This is a genomic window from Microbispora sp. ZYX-F-249, assembly GCF_039649665.1.
Classification (GTDB): domain Bacteria; phylum Actinomycetota; class Actinomycetes; order Streptosporangiales; family Streptosporangiaceae; genus Microbispora; species Microbispora maris.
Genome location: NZ_JBDJAW010000002.1, coordinates 415101 through 431377 on the forward strand (window position 1 = coordinate 415101; position 16277 = coordinate 431377).

Sequence of the window (16277 nt, forward strand, 5' to 3'; positions counted from 1 at the left end):
GACGGTGGACTGGACCGCGTGATCGAGTTCAACCATGTCAGCAAGACCTACGGAAAGGTGAAGGCGCTCGACGACGTGACCTTCACCGTCGGGGCCGGGAGCGTCACCGGCTTCCTCGGGCCGAACGGCGCCGGCAAGTCGACGGCCCTGCGCATCCTGGTGGGGCTCGCCCGCCCCTCCTCCGGTTCGGCGACCGTGCTCGGCCGGCCGTACGCCGAGATGGCCTGCCCGGGCCTGCGGGCCGGCACCCTGCTCGACGCCGGGGCCCAGCACCCGGGCCGCACCGGCAGGGAGGTCCTGACGCTCGGTGCGATGACCCTCGGACTGCCGAAGTCGCGGGTCGGCGAGGTCCTCGACCTCGTGGGCCTGACCGAGCGGGAGAGCCGGCGGACGATCCGCGGCTACTCACTCGGGATGCGCCAGCGGCTCGGCATCGCGCACGCCCTGCTCGGCGCGCCCGAGGTGCTCGTCCTGGACGAGCCGGCCAACGGCCTCGACCCCCAGGGCATCCACTGGATGCGCCGTCTGCTGCGCGACCTCGCCGACGCCGGATGCGCCGTGCTGCTCAGCTCGCACCTGTTGCACGAGGTGGAGCAGGTGGCGGACCACATCGTGATGATCGGCCGTGGACGCGTGCTCGCGCAGGGCACGGTCGGCGAGCTGAGCCGGGGGCGCGGCCTCGAGGAGACTTTCCTCGAACTGACCGCGTACGCCGACCGGAGGAGCACGGGCGCCGACGCGTCTCCCGGCACCGACGCGGGCCGGGGCGCCGCATGACCCGCGCGACGCACCATCCGGACGACATCACGGAGGCCGGGCCGAGCCCCGTCACGAAGGACGACGCCATGACTGCCGACACCTTGACCGCCGCCACCACGATTCCGTTCCACAGACTGCTCGTCGTAGAAGCCCGCAAGCTCGCCGACACCCGCAGCGGCAAGATCATCGCTTTGATCATGGTCGGGCTGGTGGTCGCGTCCGTCGTGGCGCGCGGCGCCGTCGTCGGTCCGAAGCTGCAGACCCTCGCGGCCACGGCCGCGATGAGCCTCGCCACCCTGCTTCCGGTGCTCGCCATCCTCACGGTGACCGGCGAGTGGGCGCATCGCACGGCGCTGACCACCTTCGTGCTCGAACCACGCCGCCATCGCGTCCTCGCCGCCAAGTGCCTGCCGCCCCTGCTCACGGCGGTGGCGCTCTCGCTGTTCGCCATGCTGGTCGCGGTGCCGGTCACGGCCGTCGTGGCCGGGGTCCGGAACACGCCCGCCTCCTGGGACCTCCAGCCCTTCTGGCTGCTCGGCTGGACCGGGGCGAACGTCCTCGTGACCGCGGCGGGCCTCGCCCTCGGCGCGCTGTTCCTCAACGCACCCGCCGCGATCGTGGTCAACCTGTCGACTCCGATGCTGTGGAATGTCCTCGGCAATCTCAGCTCGGTCGGCGCGGGGATCGCCGGATGGCTCGACCTCAACACGACCGCCGCTTCCCTGGTGAGCGGCGACATGACCTGGATCGAGGTCGCCCGGCTGGCGACGTCGATCGCCTTCTGGATCGTCCTTCCCATGGCCGCCGGCCTGGTCCGCGTGCTCCGCAAGGAGGTGACCTGACCCGGGCACGCCCGCGACGGGGGCCGGGCCGGCGAGGTGGGCCGGCCCGCAGGGGCGAGCACAGGTGACGGAGTGCGCCGGCCCGCAGAGCCCACGGGTGACGAGGCGCGCGCCGGCCCGCAAGGCCGGGTACCGGTGACGCGTGCCTTTAGAGCCGATCGAGGAGCATGGCCACGCGGTCGGTCTCCGCGGCCAGGAGGCGCTCCGGCACCGGCTCGAACAGCTCGACGACCGGACGCCCCTCCTTGGCCTCCCACACGCCCGCCACCCGGCCCCGGTGGATGACCACGGGCGAGATCCATCCGGCCGTCCGGCTCACCTTGGGCCGCGCGGCCTTCGGCAGGAGCGGTTCCAGGTCGCGCGGCGCACCCAGGATGAACTGGTCGAAGCCGGGCAGCAGATGCACGTCCTCGGACGGCGGGCAGGCCAGCAGGTCGTCCAGAAGCTCCGCGGGCAGCACGGCGGGCTCGCCCTCCACCTCGACCTGCGCCAGCTCGGGCTCCAGATCCCGGAACCAGCCGCGCAGGACGGTCTTCGGCGTGGCGCCGCGGAACAGCCAGGCGTCGAACATCCGGGGAGTGGCCGGGCCGTGGGCGCCGAGGAAGGCGCGGAGCACCCGCACTCCCCCTTCCTCCGCCGAGAGCGACTCTCCCCCGCCCGGCAGCCAGCCGGCGGGTGCGGTGAACGTGACCCTGCCGTCCCGCGGCGGGCCGTAGCACAGCTCGCCCAGGAAGCTGAGCGGCTTGAGCAGCGCGCCCCAGCCGGATGTGAGGGCCTGTCTGAGGTGGGCGTCCCCGGTCACCTCGATGACCGCCTCGACCAGCTCCTCCCGGTTCAGCACCCGGCCGGACAGCGCACGGGGAACGGCCTCCACGACGGCCTCGATCTCCCCGGCGGACACTCCGTGGCCACGCTGCCAGGAGGCCTTCTCCCAGAACCTGAGCGACCCGAGGGCCGCGCGGTAGGCGGGGAACTCGTCGGCGGGAAGGAGGTGGAGCGTGCCGCGCATCGTCCAGGTCTTGACCAGCGTGCGGTCACGCCACAGGGCGTCCTCGATCTCTCCGGGGCGCGGGCTCGCGTGCCGTACGGCGACGGCCAGCGCCGCCGACGAGGCCACCTGGGCCTGCACCCCGCACAGACGCCGCGTGATCGCCACCGCGTCGTCACCGCTCGCGGGCTCGACGAACTGCCGTCTCAGCCTCCAGGCGAGCACCTGCGCCCACGTCGTCTCAGCAACCACGTCACACTTCTACACCCCGGGTACGACAAGCCGCGCACCGATGACATGCCCTCCCGCGCCTGGGGCCCGGGCGCACGGTCTCCCCGACCGGGTAGCGCCGATTCTCGAAGCCGGCGGCGGATGAAGACCCGCGGCTAGAGTTGTCGCCTGCTGCAAGATCAGGAAATCAGGAGGCGGCCGTGGCGCTCGGCAGGACCAGGAAAGCCGATGAGCCGCCGGTGGAACCCGTCGCGTGGACCAATGTCTGGGAGTTCGTCGTGACCAGGGTGGAACGCCCGGAGACGTCCAGGCGCAGGACGGCGAGCCAGGGGGCGCTTGCGGTACGAGTGCCCCGCGGAGGGAAGTCCGACAGGGTCTTCGCCCCATGCGCATACGTCGCCTCGGGGCAGCTCCAGGCTCTGCCCGCCGCTCCGGAGCTGACCCTCTTCGAGGACGCCGCCCAGCGGCGCCTGCTGTGTTACGTCGCGGCTCCCCGGGAGGTCTACGGGGAACGCCACCACGTCGTGCACGACGGCCAGGGCCGGGTCATCGGCACCGTGAAGCGGATCCCGCCGAAACGTCCCTTCCGGCACACGTGGCGGATCGAGCAGCCGGGACACCCGGAGATCACGGGGCGCAACGAATGGGTGAGCGGCAGCCTCAAGGACGTCGCCGGGCGGGCGGCCGAACGGTTGCTGCACGGGGCCCTCGACGGCCTGCTCGCCGGCTCGGATCTGTCCGACCGGGGCGGGGGGCCGCGTTCGCTCGAATGGCGGTCCGGTGCGGAGATCGTGATGAGGTCGGAGGGCAGCGCCCACGTCAGGATCCGCAAGGAATGGCTGGACCGGCGTCTCGCGTTCGCCTTCGCGCTGATCGGGGACGCCTGACATGCCGCACGCCCCCACCGGTCCGGGGACGGCTCGTCACCGGAGCCGCAGTGCCCTGCCTCCGGCTTCGGAGACCACCGTACGGGTGGCGTCCGAAGACGTGCCCGGGCCGCGACCAGCCTGATCGGCGTGGGGTCAGCCGAGCCCGCGCAGCAGGTGGTCGCGGGCGGCGCGGTCGCCGGGGCCGCCCCGCTCCGCGAGGCGTTCCGCGACGTACCGGCGGTGGGCCTCGTCGACGTTCCCGCCGTACTTGAACTTGCCGTTGATTTTCTGGACCGCCAGCCGCAGGCCGCGGATGCCCGGCAGGCGACGGTAGTGCTCGGCGGGGTCGGCCAGATCATGGTCCAGCCGCGCGAGCTGGGCCCGCAGGATGCCGAGCTTCCCGTCGGGATCGTCGACGATCTCCGCGTGGCAGACCAGCTGGACGGCGGCGTAGTACGTCGTGGGGACGCCGAGCCGGGGATCCTCGTCGGTGCCCGGCAGCGCCTTCCACGCGCCCTCGACGTACGCCCAGTCACCGGCCACCGCCATCACCACGGCCGGGTTCTCTTCGATCGCCGGCCAGACCGGGTTCGGCCGGGCGAGGTGCAGCAGGATCGTGGACGCGTCGGCAAGGAGGAACTGCGTGGGCACGACCACCGGCACGTCACGGTCGCGTCCGGACGCGATGAGGTGGCCGAACTCGTTCGCGCGGACGAAGGCCAGCGCCTCCTCGTCCGGGGCCGCGTCCCAGGGATGGATGAGCACCCCCTAACTGTACGCAGAGCCGTCCGTTCCCCCAGAAGCCCCTGCCATGATCACCTTGGTGGACATCGACCGATTCTGGCGTCTGATCGAACAGTCCGCCTGGGAGACCGAGCGGAAGCGGGCCCGCTTCGAATGGCTGCGGGGTCGGCTGGCACAAGGCCCGCCGGAGGAGATGACGTCTACGACTGGAACGAGGCGGCTCGCAGGCTGCCGGGAATCGGCCGGTACATGAGGGACCTGCACCGCGGCGCCGACGGCTGAGGGCTGGGCTCACACGCGCCGCAGGAGCAGGGTGACGAATCCGAGGGCGCCCCGGTAGCCGCCGAGCCACATGTCGCGGTGCTCCCGCATCACGGCGAGCGCCCGGTCCCCGTCGGGGCCGGGGTTGTCCGCGGCCCAGCGCGCCAGCGTGCCGGTCCACGACCACTCGTACTCGTCCCACTCCGCCAGGTCGCTCACGTGGGCGTAGACGGACAGCCATCCTTTGGACTCGGCGGCCTCCACCGTGCCCGCGAGATCCGGGTAGTCGCCGATCGCCTCGCGGACCTCGGGTGTTGGAGGCCGTTCCCAGTACCCCTCCCCCACGAGCGCGAGGCCGCCGGGCCGTACGAACCGGGCGAGAGCCTCCATCGTCTCCGTCAGCCCGCCGAAGGCGTGCGTCGAGCCCACGCACAGTCCCAGGTCGTACGGCCGGGCGGCGGTGAAGGCGTCGGCGGACATCGTGTGCAGCGTCAGCCGGTCGGCCAGCCCCCGCCGCACGGCCGCCTCGCTCGCGGCGGCCACGGCGTGCGGCGAGATGTCGACGCCGTCGGCCCGGGCGGACGGGTGGAGTTCGAGCGCCCGGAGCGACCACTCGCCCTCGCCGCAGCCCAGGTCGAGGATGCGGGCCTCCTCCGGCAGCGCCGCGCGGCGCAGCAGCCGATCGAGGGACGCCTCAGATACGGGCGCGGCGATGGGATGGTCACGATGGGCGATGGCGCTGAGCAGTTGTCGATCCACCGCGTCATCCTGCCAGGGGCGCGAAACAGGCCGCATCTGCTTTATTCGCGCGCCAGGGTCCCGGTGACGGGTGCCGGGGCGGCGGGTGACCGGGATGAAACGTGCAGCTGCCGGGAACGCCCGGGCGTGCCGTGTCCGCGACACGCGCGGGCCCCCGGGGCACGACGCCCGGCGGCGGAACGCGCGCGACGCGCGGATCATGCCGAGCAGGCATCACCGGGCGACGAACCACCGGCGGGCATGCCTTGATCCGCAGGCAGAGAAGTCGGGACAATTTCCTCGCCAGTCGCATCGAATCGCATCCCTTTCACCGCCGCCCGGACGGCGGCGCGAGGCGTGCCGTCCGTACCACCGCGACCCACGAGTGAGCGGAGGACGACGGCCACCGCAGGGTCGGCCCACCCGACGACCCGCCCGACAGGAAGGACCGTGATGAGTCACTCAGCGCAACGCCTGGGCGTGGTCGCCGAATCGGCGCCGGGCGAGACACGCGTGGCGGCCACCCCGGCCACCGTCCCGCAGCTGGTCTCGCTCGGCTACGAGGTGATCGTCGAATCGGGCGCCGGCCGGCGGTCGGGCTTCACCGACGACGCGTACGAGCGGGCCGGGGCGCGGATCGGCGACCGCGAGGAGACGTGGGGCGCCGATGTCGTGCTCAAGGTGAACGCCCCGGCGGCGGACGAGATCACGGCGCTGCGCGAGGGCGCCACGCTCGTCTCGCTGATCGGTCCGGCGGCCAACGCCGGCCTGGTGGACACGCTCGCGCGACGGCCGATCACCGTCCTCGCGATGGACGCCGTGCCGCGCGTCTCCCGCGCCCAGGCGCTCGACGTGCTGAGCTCGATGGCGAACATCGCCGGTTACCGCGCCGTCATCGAGGCCGCGCACGCGTTCGGGCGGCTGTTCACCGGTCAGGTGACCGCGGCGGGGAAGGTCCCCCCGGCCAAGGTCCTGGTGGCGGGCGCGGGCGTGGCGGGGCTGGCGGCCATCGCCACGGCGGCCAGCCTGGGCGCGATCGTACGGGCGACCGACCCGCGTCCGGAGGTGGCCGAGCAGGTGCGCTCGCTGGGCGCGGAGTTCCTCGACGTCGGCGTCGCGCAGGAGTCGAGCGCGGACGGGTACGCCAGGCAGACCTCGCAGGACTACGACCGCCGCGCGGCCGAGATGTACGCCGAGCAGGCCGCCGAGGTGGACATCGTCATCACCACCGCCCTGATCCCCGGGCGTCCCGCCCCGCGGCTGCTCACATCCGAGCACGTGGCGCGCATGCGCCCGGGCAGCGTGGTCGTCGACATGGCCGCCGCGCAGGGCGGGAACGTCGAAGGCACCCGTCCGGGCGAGGCGGTCGTCACCGGGAACGGGGTGACAATCATCGGCTACACCGACCTCGCGGGACGGCTGCCGGCGCAGGCCTCGCAGCTTTACGGCACCAACGTCGTCAACCTGATGAAGCTGCTCACCCCCGGCGAGGACGGCCGGCTCGTGCTGGACTTCGACGACGTCGTGCAGCGCGCGATGACCGTCGTCCGCGACGGTGAGAAGACCTGGCCGCCGCCGCCCGTGCCGGTGAGCGCCGTCCCCGCCGCCCCCGCCCCGGCGCGGGGGACGCCGCCCGCTCCCGCCGCGAGCCCGCCGGCCCCGTCGCCCGGACGGCGACGCCATCTGGTCACCGCCGCCGTCGCCGCCGCGCTGTTCGTCCTGACCGCGTTCTCGCCGAACGCGCTGATCGAGCACGTCACCGTCTTCGTCCTGTCGATAGTGATCGGCTTCTACGTCATCGGCAACGTCCACCACGCGCTGCACACGCCGCTGATGTCGATCACGAACGCCGTCTCCGGAATCATCGTCGTCGGCGCGCTGCTCCAGATCGGGCAGGGCGGCACGGTCGTCGCCGTCCTGTCGTTCGTCGCCATCCTGCTGGCGAGCGTCAACATCGTCGGCGGCTTCGCCGTGACCCGCCGCATGCTCGGCATGTTCACGAGGAGCTGACCGTGACCCTCGCCTCGGCCGCGCAGGCCGCCTACATCGTCGCCGCCCTCCTGTTCATCCTCAGCCTCGCCGGCCTGTCCAAGCACGAGACCGCCCGCTCCGGCGTCGCCTCGGGCATCTCCGGCATGGTCATCGCACTGGCCGCGACGGTCGTCCTCGCCGCCGACGGCAGCGGAACGCTCGCGGTGATCCTGCTCGCGGCCGCCATGGCGATCGGCGCCGCGATCGGGCTCTGGCGGGCCCGGATCGTCGAGATGACCGCCATGCCGGAACTCATCGCGATCCTGCACAGCTTCGTCGGCCTCGCCGCCGTCCTGGTCGGCTGGAACGGCTTCCTGGAGGTCGAGAACGGCGGCGGGGCGCAGGCGGAGGTCCCCGGCTCGCTGCTGGGCGTCCACCACGCCGAGGTGTCCATCGGCGTGTTCATCGGGGCGCTCACGTTCACCGGGTCGGTCGTCGCGTTCCTCAAACTGTCGGCCCGGATCGACTCCCGCCCGATGACGCTGCCGGGCAAGAACGCCCTGAACCTGGGTGCGCTCGCGGCGTTCGCGGTCCTGACCGTGGTCTTCGTGGCCTCCCCCGGTCTCGGGATCCTCCTCGCGCTGACGGTCGTCGCGCTGCTGCTCGGCTGGCATCTGGTCGCCTCCATCGGCGGCGGGGACATGCCCGTCGTCGTCTCGATGCTGAACAGCTACTCGGGCTGGGCGGCCGCGGCGTCCGGGTTCCTGCTCGACAACAACCTGCTGATCGTCACCGGCGCCCTCGTCGGCTCGTCCGGCGCCTACCTGTCGTACGTGATGTGCCAGGCGATGAACCGGTCGTTCATCTCGGTGATCGCCGGGGGTTTCGGCATCGAGGCGGGCCCCGCCGGCGACCGCGACTACGGCGAGCACAGGGAGATCACCGCCGTCGACACCGCCGGCCTGCTGAAGGAGGCCAAGTCCGTCGTCATCACCCCCGGGTACGGCATGGCGGTCGCGCAGGCGCAGTACCCCGTCGCCGAGCTCACCCGCAGGCTGCGGGAGCGCGGCGTCGAGGTGAGGTTCGGCATCCATCCGGTCGCCGGTCGCCTGCCGGGGCACATGAACGTGCTGCTCGCCGAGGCCAAGGTGCCGTACGACATCGTCCTCGAGATGGACGAGATCAACGACGACTTCGCCACCACGTCGGTCGTCCTCGTCATCGGCGCCAACGACACCGTCAATCCCGCGGCCGTCGAGGACCCGGACAGCCCCATCGCCGGGATGCCCGTCCTGCGCGTGTGGGAGGCGGACAACGTCGTCGTCTTCAAGCGGTCGATGGCCACGGGGTACGCCGGAGTGCAGAACCCCCTGTTCTTCCGCGACAACACCAGCATGCTCTTCGGCGACGCCAGGCAACGCGTCGAGGAGATCGTGGCCGCCCTCTGACGCCGTCGCCCCCGGGCCGCCTCGGCGCTGCGCGCGGCCGGACGACCGGGCGGCTCAGCCGGTCCAGGAGCTGTTGAGGAACGAGAACGTCATCGCCACCATGAGCGGCCCGATCACGGTGGCGTAGACGATGATCACCGATCGGTGGCGAGCGCCCGCCCGGCCGATGAGCACCCACAGCGGCCACCACAGCAGCGCCGACCTGGGGATCGACATGTAGAACGTGGAGGTGACCAGCGCGCCCAGCTGCAGCCCGACGTAGACGAACTCGGCCCAGCGGCGGGCGACGAGCAGCCAGACGAGGAGCAGCACTCCGACGATCGCCGCCGCGATCTCGAGCCGGAACATCGGCCCGAACCCTTCGTCACCACCGGTCGAGTCCCAGGTGGTGCGGAACGCCTCCCAGGGCCAGACCGGTTTCCGCCCCCAGCCGGTCTGCTGCGCGTTGTTCCAGGCCAGCCAGTCGCCGGTGCGGGAGTGCTGGTAGGCGGCGTACGCCAGGAGGGGCGCGAACGGCAGCGCCAGCCAGGCTCCCCGCCGCCAGCCCGCCCAGCCGTCCCTCCGGATACGGCTCACGGCGAACTCGACGATCAGCGCGACGGCCAGGAACAGGCCGGTGATCCGTACGCAGGACGCGCCGGCGGCCAGGACACAGGCCAGCGGCCAGGCACGGCGGCGGGCCGCCAGCCAGGCGGGCAGCGCGAAGGCGAGGAACAGCGCCTCGGAGTAACCGGCGAACAGGAAGACGGCGGGCGGGCACAGCAGCAGTGCCAGGACGGCCCAGCGGCCCGCGCCGGCGGGCCCCTCGACGTCGGCGAGCCGGGCCAGCGCCACCACGGCCACCGCGCCGGCCACGAACGAGATGATCAGGCCGGCCAGGATCCAGTCGCCGGCCACCAGGTGCACCAGGCGCATCGCCAGCGGCATGCCGGGGAAGATGGCCGGCAGCCCGGGGTCGGGCTCCAGGTTCGGGTCGCCGTCGTACCCGAACTCCGCGATCTTCCGGAACAGGCCGACGTCCCAGTGTTTCCACCGCTCCAGCAGTGGGGCGTGGCTCTGACCGGACACGATCAGTGCGCCGTAGAGCGCCAGGAGGAGCAGACCCGCCCTGGTGCCCACCCACAGCAGCAGCGCGTCCCGGACCGTGGCGCTCTTCCTCAGCGGCTCCGGGGATTCGGACGTCTCCCGGGGCTCGGGGCTCTCCCGGGGTTCCGGGACGGGAGCCTTCTCATCCGGCCCGGTCCGCTCCCCGCGCTCGGGGTCGCGGCCGGACTCCTGGACGGCAGCCGTCACCTGACGCCCTCCCCTCTCGTCGCGCACCCGCCCGCCCCGCCGTGCGCCCTCCTGGCCGCCGGCACGGGCCACTGCCCGTACGGGCGGACGGCGGCCACCCCCGTGACCCAGGGATGGTGTCAAGAGCCGCGGGGGCGGCGCCAGGGCGCCGCCCGCCCGGCGACCGCACCCGCACGTGCGCCGCACACTGACCTGCGCAGTCACGCCGGCACGAGCCGGAGCGACCGGCGACTCGCGTGAAAGTTGCAGCCGCCGGGAGTCCCGGACAGGCGGGTACCGGTCAGCGGGCGGGCGCGGTGCCGATGACGGAGGTGCCGATGACCAGATGGCCGGCGGGATCGCACCCGAGGAGCTCTTCGACGAGTTGGTCGCGGAGGGCCGCGGTGAACGTGATGTGCAGGCCGGCCGCGGTGGCCAGCAGGTAGACGGTCTGGCTGAGGTGACCGACGTCCATCAGCAGCGCCCTGTAGACACGGGGAAAGGTGTACTTCCACTGGTTGCGGGCGATCACGCTGGTGTAGAAGATCAGCGCTCCGGCGCCCGCGACCCAGTCCTGGTCGCCGGCCGCGGCCACCAGCCGCTCGTCGTCGAGTCGGCGGCCGAGGTATTCGAGGCTGTGGTCGGCCGCGGCGTAGTGATAGGCGCCCGGGGCGAGGCCCTCGACATCGCGGGCGTACAGGTAGACCTCGGTGGGATGGCGGGCGCCGCCGGACGGGCTGGTCTTGAACACCCGCTGCCAGGAGTCGGTCAGCACGCCGCCGGGGTCGAGGGTGACGCCCGCCTGGGTCAGGGGGCCGTCGGCCCTCGGCAGAGGTCCGGCGGCGGTCTTGAGCAGGGCGGCGACGACGTCCAGCGGCAGCGCCGTGCCGCCGAAGCAGCGGCGGCTGCGGCGCCGGTGCAGCACGTCGATCAGGTCGCGGTGACGCCAGACAGCGGGATCGGCGTCGGGCAGCGCGTGGCGGGAGACGGCGGGCAGGGACCAGAACGCCGGCGGCGGCGGGTCGGTGAGGACCTTGGCTTCGAGCTCCTCGTTGTCCTGTTCGGCCGTGCGCATGGCGGTGCCCGCGTGGGAACGACTGGAGAAGTGGTAGGCGCGGGCCAGGGGCCCCCACGGCCGCCAGGCCTGTTCGATGGCCTGTTCGCGTTGATGGCGGGGACCGTTCTCGGTGATCAGGACGTCGTTGTCCGCCAGGACGGCGGCGATCTTGTGCCAGTGGTCGGCCTCGCCGGGATCGTCCGTCATCTCCCGTACGGAGTCGAGCGGGCGGAAACCGGCGAACCAGCGCAGCACCCGCTCGACCCCGTCGGCGAGGGCGAACTGTCGATGGTCGAGGTAGTCGTCCCAGACCAGTTGGCCGGCGTCCCAGAGCAGGGCGCCGCAGGCGGACAGGCGGACGTTCACGATGGCGTCTCTTCTCGGGTGGGGGCGGTCGGCCGGCGCGGCTCCACGTCCGCGGGCGGCAGTTCGGCGCGGGCGGCCGCCAGGCCGCGCCGGGCCGCCGCCAGGTGCGGATGGTCCGGCGCCGCCCGCCGCAGCGCCTCGATCGCCCGTCCGTAGCAGGCCTCCGCCTGGTCGGGCCGGCGGCGGGCGCGGTGCAGTGCGCCGAGGTTGATCAGGGTGATGGCCGACTCCGGATGCCCCGGACCCAGAACCGCGTCCTTGACGGCCAGTGCGCGCGTGTAGCGGGCCCGCGCCTCGTCCAGGTCCCCCCGCCGGTGTGCCAGGGCGGCGAGGTTGTGCAGCGCGGCGGCGACGTCGTGGTGTTCCGGGCCGTACGCCGCCTCGCAGACGGCCAGGGCGTCCCGGAGCAGCGTCTCGGCCTCGGCGGGGCGCCCGCAACCGTCCACGAGCGCGGCCCAGGCGGCGAGGTCCGCGGCCACCCTCGGATGCCGCCCGCCGAGGAGCCGGGCCCGCAGCCGCGTCGCACGCCGGGCCCACGGCTCGCCCGCCTCGTGGTCGCCGCGCGCGTGAGCGAGCCCGCCCAGGTTGTGACAGACCGTGGCCACGTCCTCGTGCTCGGGGCCGTGCGCCTCCTCCAGAATCCCGAGAGCGCGCCGGTACAGGGCCTCGGCCTGCCGGAAGCGGCCTGTGTACTTGCCCAGCACGCCCCACTCGTTGCAGAGCGCTGCCACCTCCACCGATCGCGGGCCGAAGGTCCGCTCCGCCGCGGGGAGAGTCAGGGCGAACAGCAGCCCTGCCCTGCGGTAGTCGCCGCGCATGCGCCACAGGGTGGCCAACTCGATCTGGGCACGGATCCGTAGCCCCGCCAGGCCGTCGACGCGCCGTAATGGGTACGGCGCGTCGACCCGGTCCTCACGCCGTACCGGGTCGACGCGCCGGGTCTGGTCGTCACGCCGGGCCTTGGCGACGGCGGCCCGCAATGCGCGCTCCGCCTCCGTGAAGTCGTTCTCGCCGCGTCGCTTCACGCCGTGCCGCAGCAGTTCCGCCGCCGTCGGCTTCCTTGCGGCGGAGCCGGGATCCGCCCTGTCACTCACCAACGCCTCCCGAACCTTCTCGCCACACCGGGGTCGGTCGTGCCCCCCGGATTCCCCCAGCGTTCCGCCGCCACGGCGTCCGCTCCGGGGCTCCCCGGAACCCCGGGGCGGACGCACACGGCGTCACGACGGGCCTGGAGCATCACGCGGACGCGCGCGTTCCGGGCCCGTCACGGCCTCACGCCTCGATGAGGATCTCGTTGTGGTTGTAGGTCAGCGCGGCGTCCGGCGTGCTGTAGGCGTCCTCGCGGACCTCGAACACCGCGCTCTCGTTGTGGTTGTAGGTCAGCGCGGAGTCCGGCATGGCGTAAGCGTCCTCGTGCGCCTCGAATACTTCCGGCGTGCTCTGGGACATGGGTGTCGCTCCTTTCACGAGCTCCCGTGACGGCGGCCGTACGACCTCGCCACCGGAGCGGGGATCACCATGGCAGCACCCGCTGCTCAGGCTCTGACGCACGTACGATCCCAAGAGGAAAGATCGTCAAGCCATATCCAGTCTGCGGCGAAATCACCGGAGTTCTGGTCATACGCCTCTCACCCCGTCCGATGCCCGCCGCCGGGGACGCGACGATCCGGGGGGACGCAGCAGGGGCCGAGGTTGGCCGTCGCTTCGCTGGGTAGCCGCGTCTCGCATGACGGAGTATGGAATCCACGCCTCCCACGAGCAGATCCCGCCCGCCGATCTCCTCACCGCGATGGTCGCCGCCGAACGCGCCGGTTTCGGCACTGCCATGTGCTCCGACCACTTCTCCCCCTGGAGCGAGCGGCAGGGCCAGTCCGCCTTCGCCTGGTCCTGGCTCGGCGCCGCCCTGCAGGCCACCGGACTCACCTTCGGCGTCGTGACCGCGCCCGGGCAGCGCTACCACCCGGCGATCGTCGCCCAGGCGATCGGAACCCTCGGCGCGATGTTCCCGGGCCGGTTCTGGGCCGCGCTGGGCAGCGGCGAATACAGCAACGAGCACATCACCGGCGGGCCGTGGCCGCGCAAGGAGATCCGCGACGCCCGCCTGCGCGAGTGCGTGGACGTCATCCGCGACCTGCTCGACGGCAAGGACGTCACCCGTGACGGCCTGGTGACCGTGGACCGCGCCCGGCTGTGGACCCGCCCCGGGACGCCGCCCCCGCTCATCGGCGCGGCGGTGAGCACCCGTACGGCGGCCCGGTGCGCGGAGTGGGCGGACGGCCTGATCACGGTCAACGCCCCCGAGGACCACCTCCGCGAGATGATCGCGGCGTACCGGGAGGCGGGCGGGCGCGGCCCGGTCTGCCTGCAGGTCCACCTGAGCTGGGCGCCGACGGAGGAGGAGGCGGAGGCGATCGCCCACGACCAGTGGCGCAGCAACGTCTTCGGTCCGCCGGTCAGCTGGGACCTGGAGCTGGTGGAACACTTCGACGTCGTCTCCGAGCACGTGACCGTGGAACAGGTGCGCTCGGTGGTCAACGTCTCCTCCGACCTCGACCGGCACATCGACTGGCTGCGCGGTTACGCGGCCCTGGGATTCGACCGCGTCTACCTGCACCACGTGGGCCAGGACCTGCTGCCGTTCATCGAGACCTTCGGCGCGAAGGTCCTGCCCCACCTGCGCCACAGCGAGTGATATCGGAGGCGTGACGCCCCGGCGCCGCCCGCTGGGGCGAAAGGCGCCCCGGTCTGTACCGGAACACACAAGAGCTGTTGCACAACAGTTCTTGTGCGTTTAGTGTCAGCGCGTGAACGATCGTCCGACGCGCGAAGTGCGCGACTCGAAGGTGCTCGCCGCGATGTCCCATCCGCTACGCCGGCGGCTGCTCGACATCCTCCGGGTGGACGGCCCCTCGACGGCGTCGGTGCTCGCCGCCAAGACCGGGCAGGCCGTCGGCAACATCAGCCATCACCTCAAGGTCCTGGCGGCGAGCGAGCTCGTCGAGGAGGTGCCCGAGCTCGCGCGTGACCGCCGCGAACGCTGGTGGCGCAGGTCTCCGTACGTCCTCAGCTGGTCGGCGTCGGATTTCCCCGACGACCCCGTGGCCGCGGCGGCGGAGTCACTCGTCCTGGACCGGCAGACCAACCTCGTCCGGCAGTGGTTCGCCGAGCGCGACGGCTACCCGGAGCCGTGGCGGCGGGCGGCGTTCACGACCGACCACTGGGCGATGCTGTCGGTCGCCGAGCTCGCCGAGCTGGAAGACAAGATCTTCGATCTGCTCGCCTCGCTGGCCGACCGGGAGATCCCCGACGACGGGCAGGAGCGCAGGCTCGTCTTCCTCACCGCCCGCGCCGTACCGGGCCGGCCGTGACCACGACGCCGGTCGCGCGGGGTGGTGGGCTGCTGAGGTCGCACGACTTCCGGCTGCTGTGGATCGGCGAGACCACGAGCATGCTCGGCAGCTCCGTCGCCGGCGTGGCGCTTCCGCTGGTCGCCGTGGTTTCCCTGCACGCGAGCCCGCTTGCCGTCGGGCTGCTGACCGCGGCCGCCTGGCTGCCGTGGCTGCTGGTCGGACTGCCCGCCGGCGCGTGGGTGGACCGGAGACCCAAACGGCCGGTGATGCTCCTGTGCGACGGCGTCTCCATGGTGGTCCTCGCGAGCGTGCCGATCGCGGCATGGCTCGGCACGCTGACGATGACGCACCTGCTCGTGGTGGCCACGATGGGCGGTGTGGCGAGGGTGTTCTTCACCCTCGCCTATCGGGCGTACCTCCCCGTGCTGATCGAGGGCGGGCGGCTGCTGGAGGCCAACGCCAAGCTCCAGGGCAGCGAATCGGCCGCACAGATCGCCGGTCCGGGGCTGGCAGGGCTGCTCGCGCACTGGTTCGGCGCGGTCAGCGGTGTGCTGGCCGACGCGGTCAGTTTCGCTATCGCCCTGCTGTGCCTGCGTTCGGTGGGCTCCCGCGAGATCCGCCGGGAGAGGGCGGCGAAGCGGCGACTGCGGGCCGAGATCCGCGACGGGTTGCGTTTCGTCGTGCACGACCCTCACCTGCGCGCACTCACCGTCTTCAGTGCGGTGTCGAACATCGCCTTGATGGGCTACGCCTCGATCCAGGTCGTGTTCCTCACCCGAGATCTCCGCGCGGGGGCAGGCCAGGTGGGCCTCGTGCTGGCGCTGGCGAGCTCCGGCGGCCTGTTCGGCGCCGCGTTCGCGGGCCGGGTGGCCACACGATTCGGAACGGCACGGGGCTTCCTGCTGTGCGAGGCGTTCGCCGCGCCGATGGCGCTGCTCGGGCCGATCGGCAGCGGCGGCGTGGGCCTGGCGCTCTTCGCCGCCGCGGGTTTCGGCACCGGTCTGGGCGTCGTGGCGTCCAACATCCTGACGAGCACCTTCCGCCAGCGCTACTGCCCGGCTGAACTGTTCGGAAGGATCACCGCGAGCACGTCGGCGCTCAACTACGGCGCCATCCCCCTCGGCGGGCTGCTCGGCGGCATGCTGGGCGACGCGATCGGCGTACGCGAGACCCTGATGCTGATGGCTGTCATCCAGCTCTTCTCGGTCGCCATCCTGCTGCTCGGCCCATTCCGTCCCCTACGCGACTTCCCCTCGACGCGGTAGAGCGAATCGCGATCACGATCTGGACCCGGCGCGGAAGTGCCCCGCACACTGGGTGGACCAAGGCCGCCCTGAACGCCTTGCCACTTACGGGCGGCCGCCGTGGAAACAGATCAGGA

At 72.4% G+C, this 16277-nt stretch carries 15 protein-coding genes; 8 read left to right on the plus strand and 7 right to left on the minus strand.

What is annotated here, in order from left to right; all coding sequences use genetic code 11:
* The first annotated feature begins 18 nt into the window (after nucleotides 1-18).
* Nucleotides 19-777 carry an ABC transporter ATP-binding protein gene (locus tag AAH991_RS04365; protein ID WP_346224418.1) on the plus strand — a complete coding sequence of 253 codons (759 nt, stop codon included), beginning with the start codon at nucleotides 19-21 and terminating at the stop codon, nucleotides 775-777.
* A 68-nt stretch (nucleotides 778-845) separates the two neighbouring features.
* Nucleotides 846-1601: an ABC transporter permease gene (locus tag AAH991_RS04370; protein WP_346224419.1), complete on the plus strand. Its 756-nt coding sequence runs from the start codon at nucleotides 846-848 to the stop codon at nucleotides 1599-1601.
* A gap of 148 nt (nucleotides 1602-1749) precedes the next feature.
* On the opposite strand, the gene AAH991_RS04375 is transcribed toward AAH991_RS04370, so the two are convergent.
* On the minus strand, nucleotides 1750-2841 hold the full coding sequence (locus AAH991_RS04375) for a winged helix DNA-binding domain-containing protein (RefSeq protein ID WP_346224420.1): 1092 nt from the start codon (nucleotides 2839-2841) through the stop codon (nucleotides 1750-1752).
* A gap of 218 nt (nucleotides 2842-3059) precedes the next feature.
* Here AAH991_RS04375 and AAH991_RS04380 point away from each other — a divergent pair, with 218 nt between their 5' ends.
* Nucleotides 3060-3707: a hypothetical protein gene (locus AAH991_RS04380; protein ID WP_346224421.1), complete on the plus strand. Its 648-nt coding sequence runs from the start codon at nucleotides 3060-3062 to the stop codon at nucleotides 3705-3707.
* Between the two features lie 135 nt (nucleotides 3708-3842).
* Here AAH991_RS04380 and AAH991_RS04385 read toward each other — a convergent pair whose 3' ends face one another.
* Both AAH991_RS04385 and AAH991_RS04390 read right to left on the minus strand, forming a co-directional pair.
* Nucleotides 3843-4454 (minus strand): FMN-binding negative transcriptional regulator, encoded by a 612-nt coding sequence (locus tag AAH991_RS04385; protein ID WP_346224422.1) that lies wholly within the window; start codon nucleotides 4452-4454, stop codon nucleotides 3843-3845.
* A 270-nt stretch (nucleotides 4455-4724) separates the two neighbouring features.
* Nucleotides 4725-5453, minus strand: coding sequence for an SAM-dependent methyltransferase (locus AAH991_RS04390; protein WP_346224423.1), 729 nt, complete (start codon nucleotides 5451-5453; stop codon nucleotides 4725-4727).
* A 432-nt stretch (nucleotides 5454-5885) separates the two neighbouring features.
* Between AAH991_RS04390 and AAH991_RS04395 the strand changes: the two genes are divergently transcribed.
* On the plus strand, nucleotides 5886-7442 hold the full coding sequence (locus tag AAH991_RS04395; RefSeq protein WP_346224424.1) for a Re/Si-specific NAD(P)(+) transhydrogenase subunit alpha: 1557 nt from the start codon (nucleotides 5886-5888) through the stop codon (nucleotides 7440-7442).
* 2 nt (nucleotides 7443-7444) lie between these two features.
* Nucleotides 7445-8851 carry a Re/Si-specific NAD(P)(+) transhydrogenase subunit beta gene (gene pntB / locus AAH991_RS04400; RefSeq protein WP_346224425.1) on the plus strand — a complete coding sequence of 469 codons (1407 nt, stop codon included), beginning with the start codon at nucleotides 7445-7447 and terminating at the stop codon, nucleotides 8849-8851.
* Between the two features lie 54 nt (nucleotides 8852-8905).
* On the opposite strand, the gene AAH991_RS04405 is transcribed toward pntB, so the two are convergent.
* The 4 genes from AAH991_RS04405 to AAH991_RS04420 form a co-directional block, all read right to left on the minus strand.
* Nucleotides 8906-10144 (minus strand): putative hexosyltransferase, encoded by a 1239-nt coding sequence (locus AAH991_RS04405; protein ID WP_346224426.1) that lies wholly within the window; start codon nucleotides 10142-10144, stop codon nucleotides 8906-8908.
* 280 nt (nucleotides 10145-10424) lie between these two features.
* The gene (locus AAH991_RS04410; protein WP_346224427.1) at nucleotides 10425-11546 is read right to left on the minus strand and encodes a SagB family peptide dehydrogenase; all 1122 of its coding nucleotides are present in this window, start codon (nucleotides 11544-11546) and stop codon (nucleotides 10425-10427) included.
* Entirely contained in the window at nucleotides 11543-12640 is a 1098-nt protein-coding gene (locus AAH991_RS04415; protein ID WP_346224428.1) for a tetratricopeptide repeat protein, read from the minus strand. The genes AAH991_RS04410 and AAH991_RS04415 overlap by 4 nt, the downstream gene beginning before the upstream one ends.
* Before the next feature lie 178 nt (nucleotides 12641-12818).
* Nucleotides 12819-12995, minus strand: a complete 177-nt coding sequence (locus tag AAH991_RS04420; RefSeq protein WP_346224429.1) for a hypothetical protein — start codon at nucleotides 12993-12995, stop codon at nucleotides 12819-12821.
* 277 nt (nucleotides 12996-13272) lie between these two features.
* Between AAH991_RS04420 and AAH991_RS04425 the strand changes: the two genes are divergently transcribed.
* From AAH991_RS04425 to AAH991_RS04435, 3 genes are all read left to right on the plus strand, one after another.
* Nucleotides 13273-14238 (plus strand): TIGR03885 family FMN-dependent LLM class oxidoreductase, encoded by a 966-nt coding sequence (locus AAH991_RS04425; RefSeq protein ID WP_346224430.1) that lies wholly within the window; start codon nucleotides 13273-13275, stop codon nucleotides 14236-14238.
* Nucleotides 14239-14350: 112 nt separating this feature from the next.
* Entirely contained in the window at nucleotides 14351-14914 is a 564-nt protein-coding gene (locus AAH991_RS04430) for a winged helix-turn-helix domain-containing protein (RefSeq protein ID WP_346224431.1), read from the plus strand.
* Nucleotides 14911-16161 (plus strand): MFS transporter, encoded by a 1251-nt coding sequence (locus tag AAH991_RS04435; RefSeq protein WP_346224432.1) that lies wholly within the window; start codon nucleotides 14911-14913, stop codon nucleotides 16159-16161. The genes AAH991_RS04430 and AAH991_RS04435 overlap by 4 nt, the downstream gene beginning before the upstream one ends.
* Nucleotides 16162-16277: the final 116 nt, after the last annotated feature.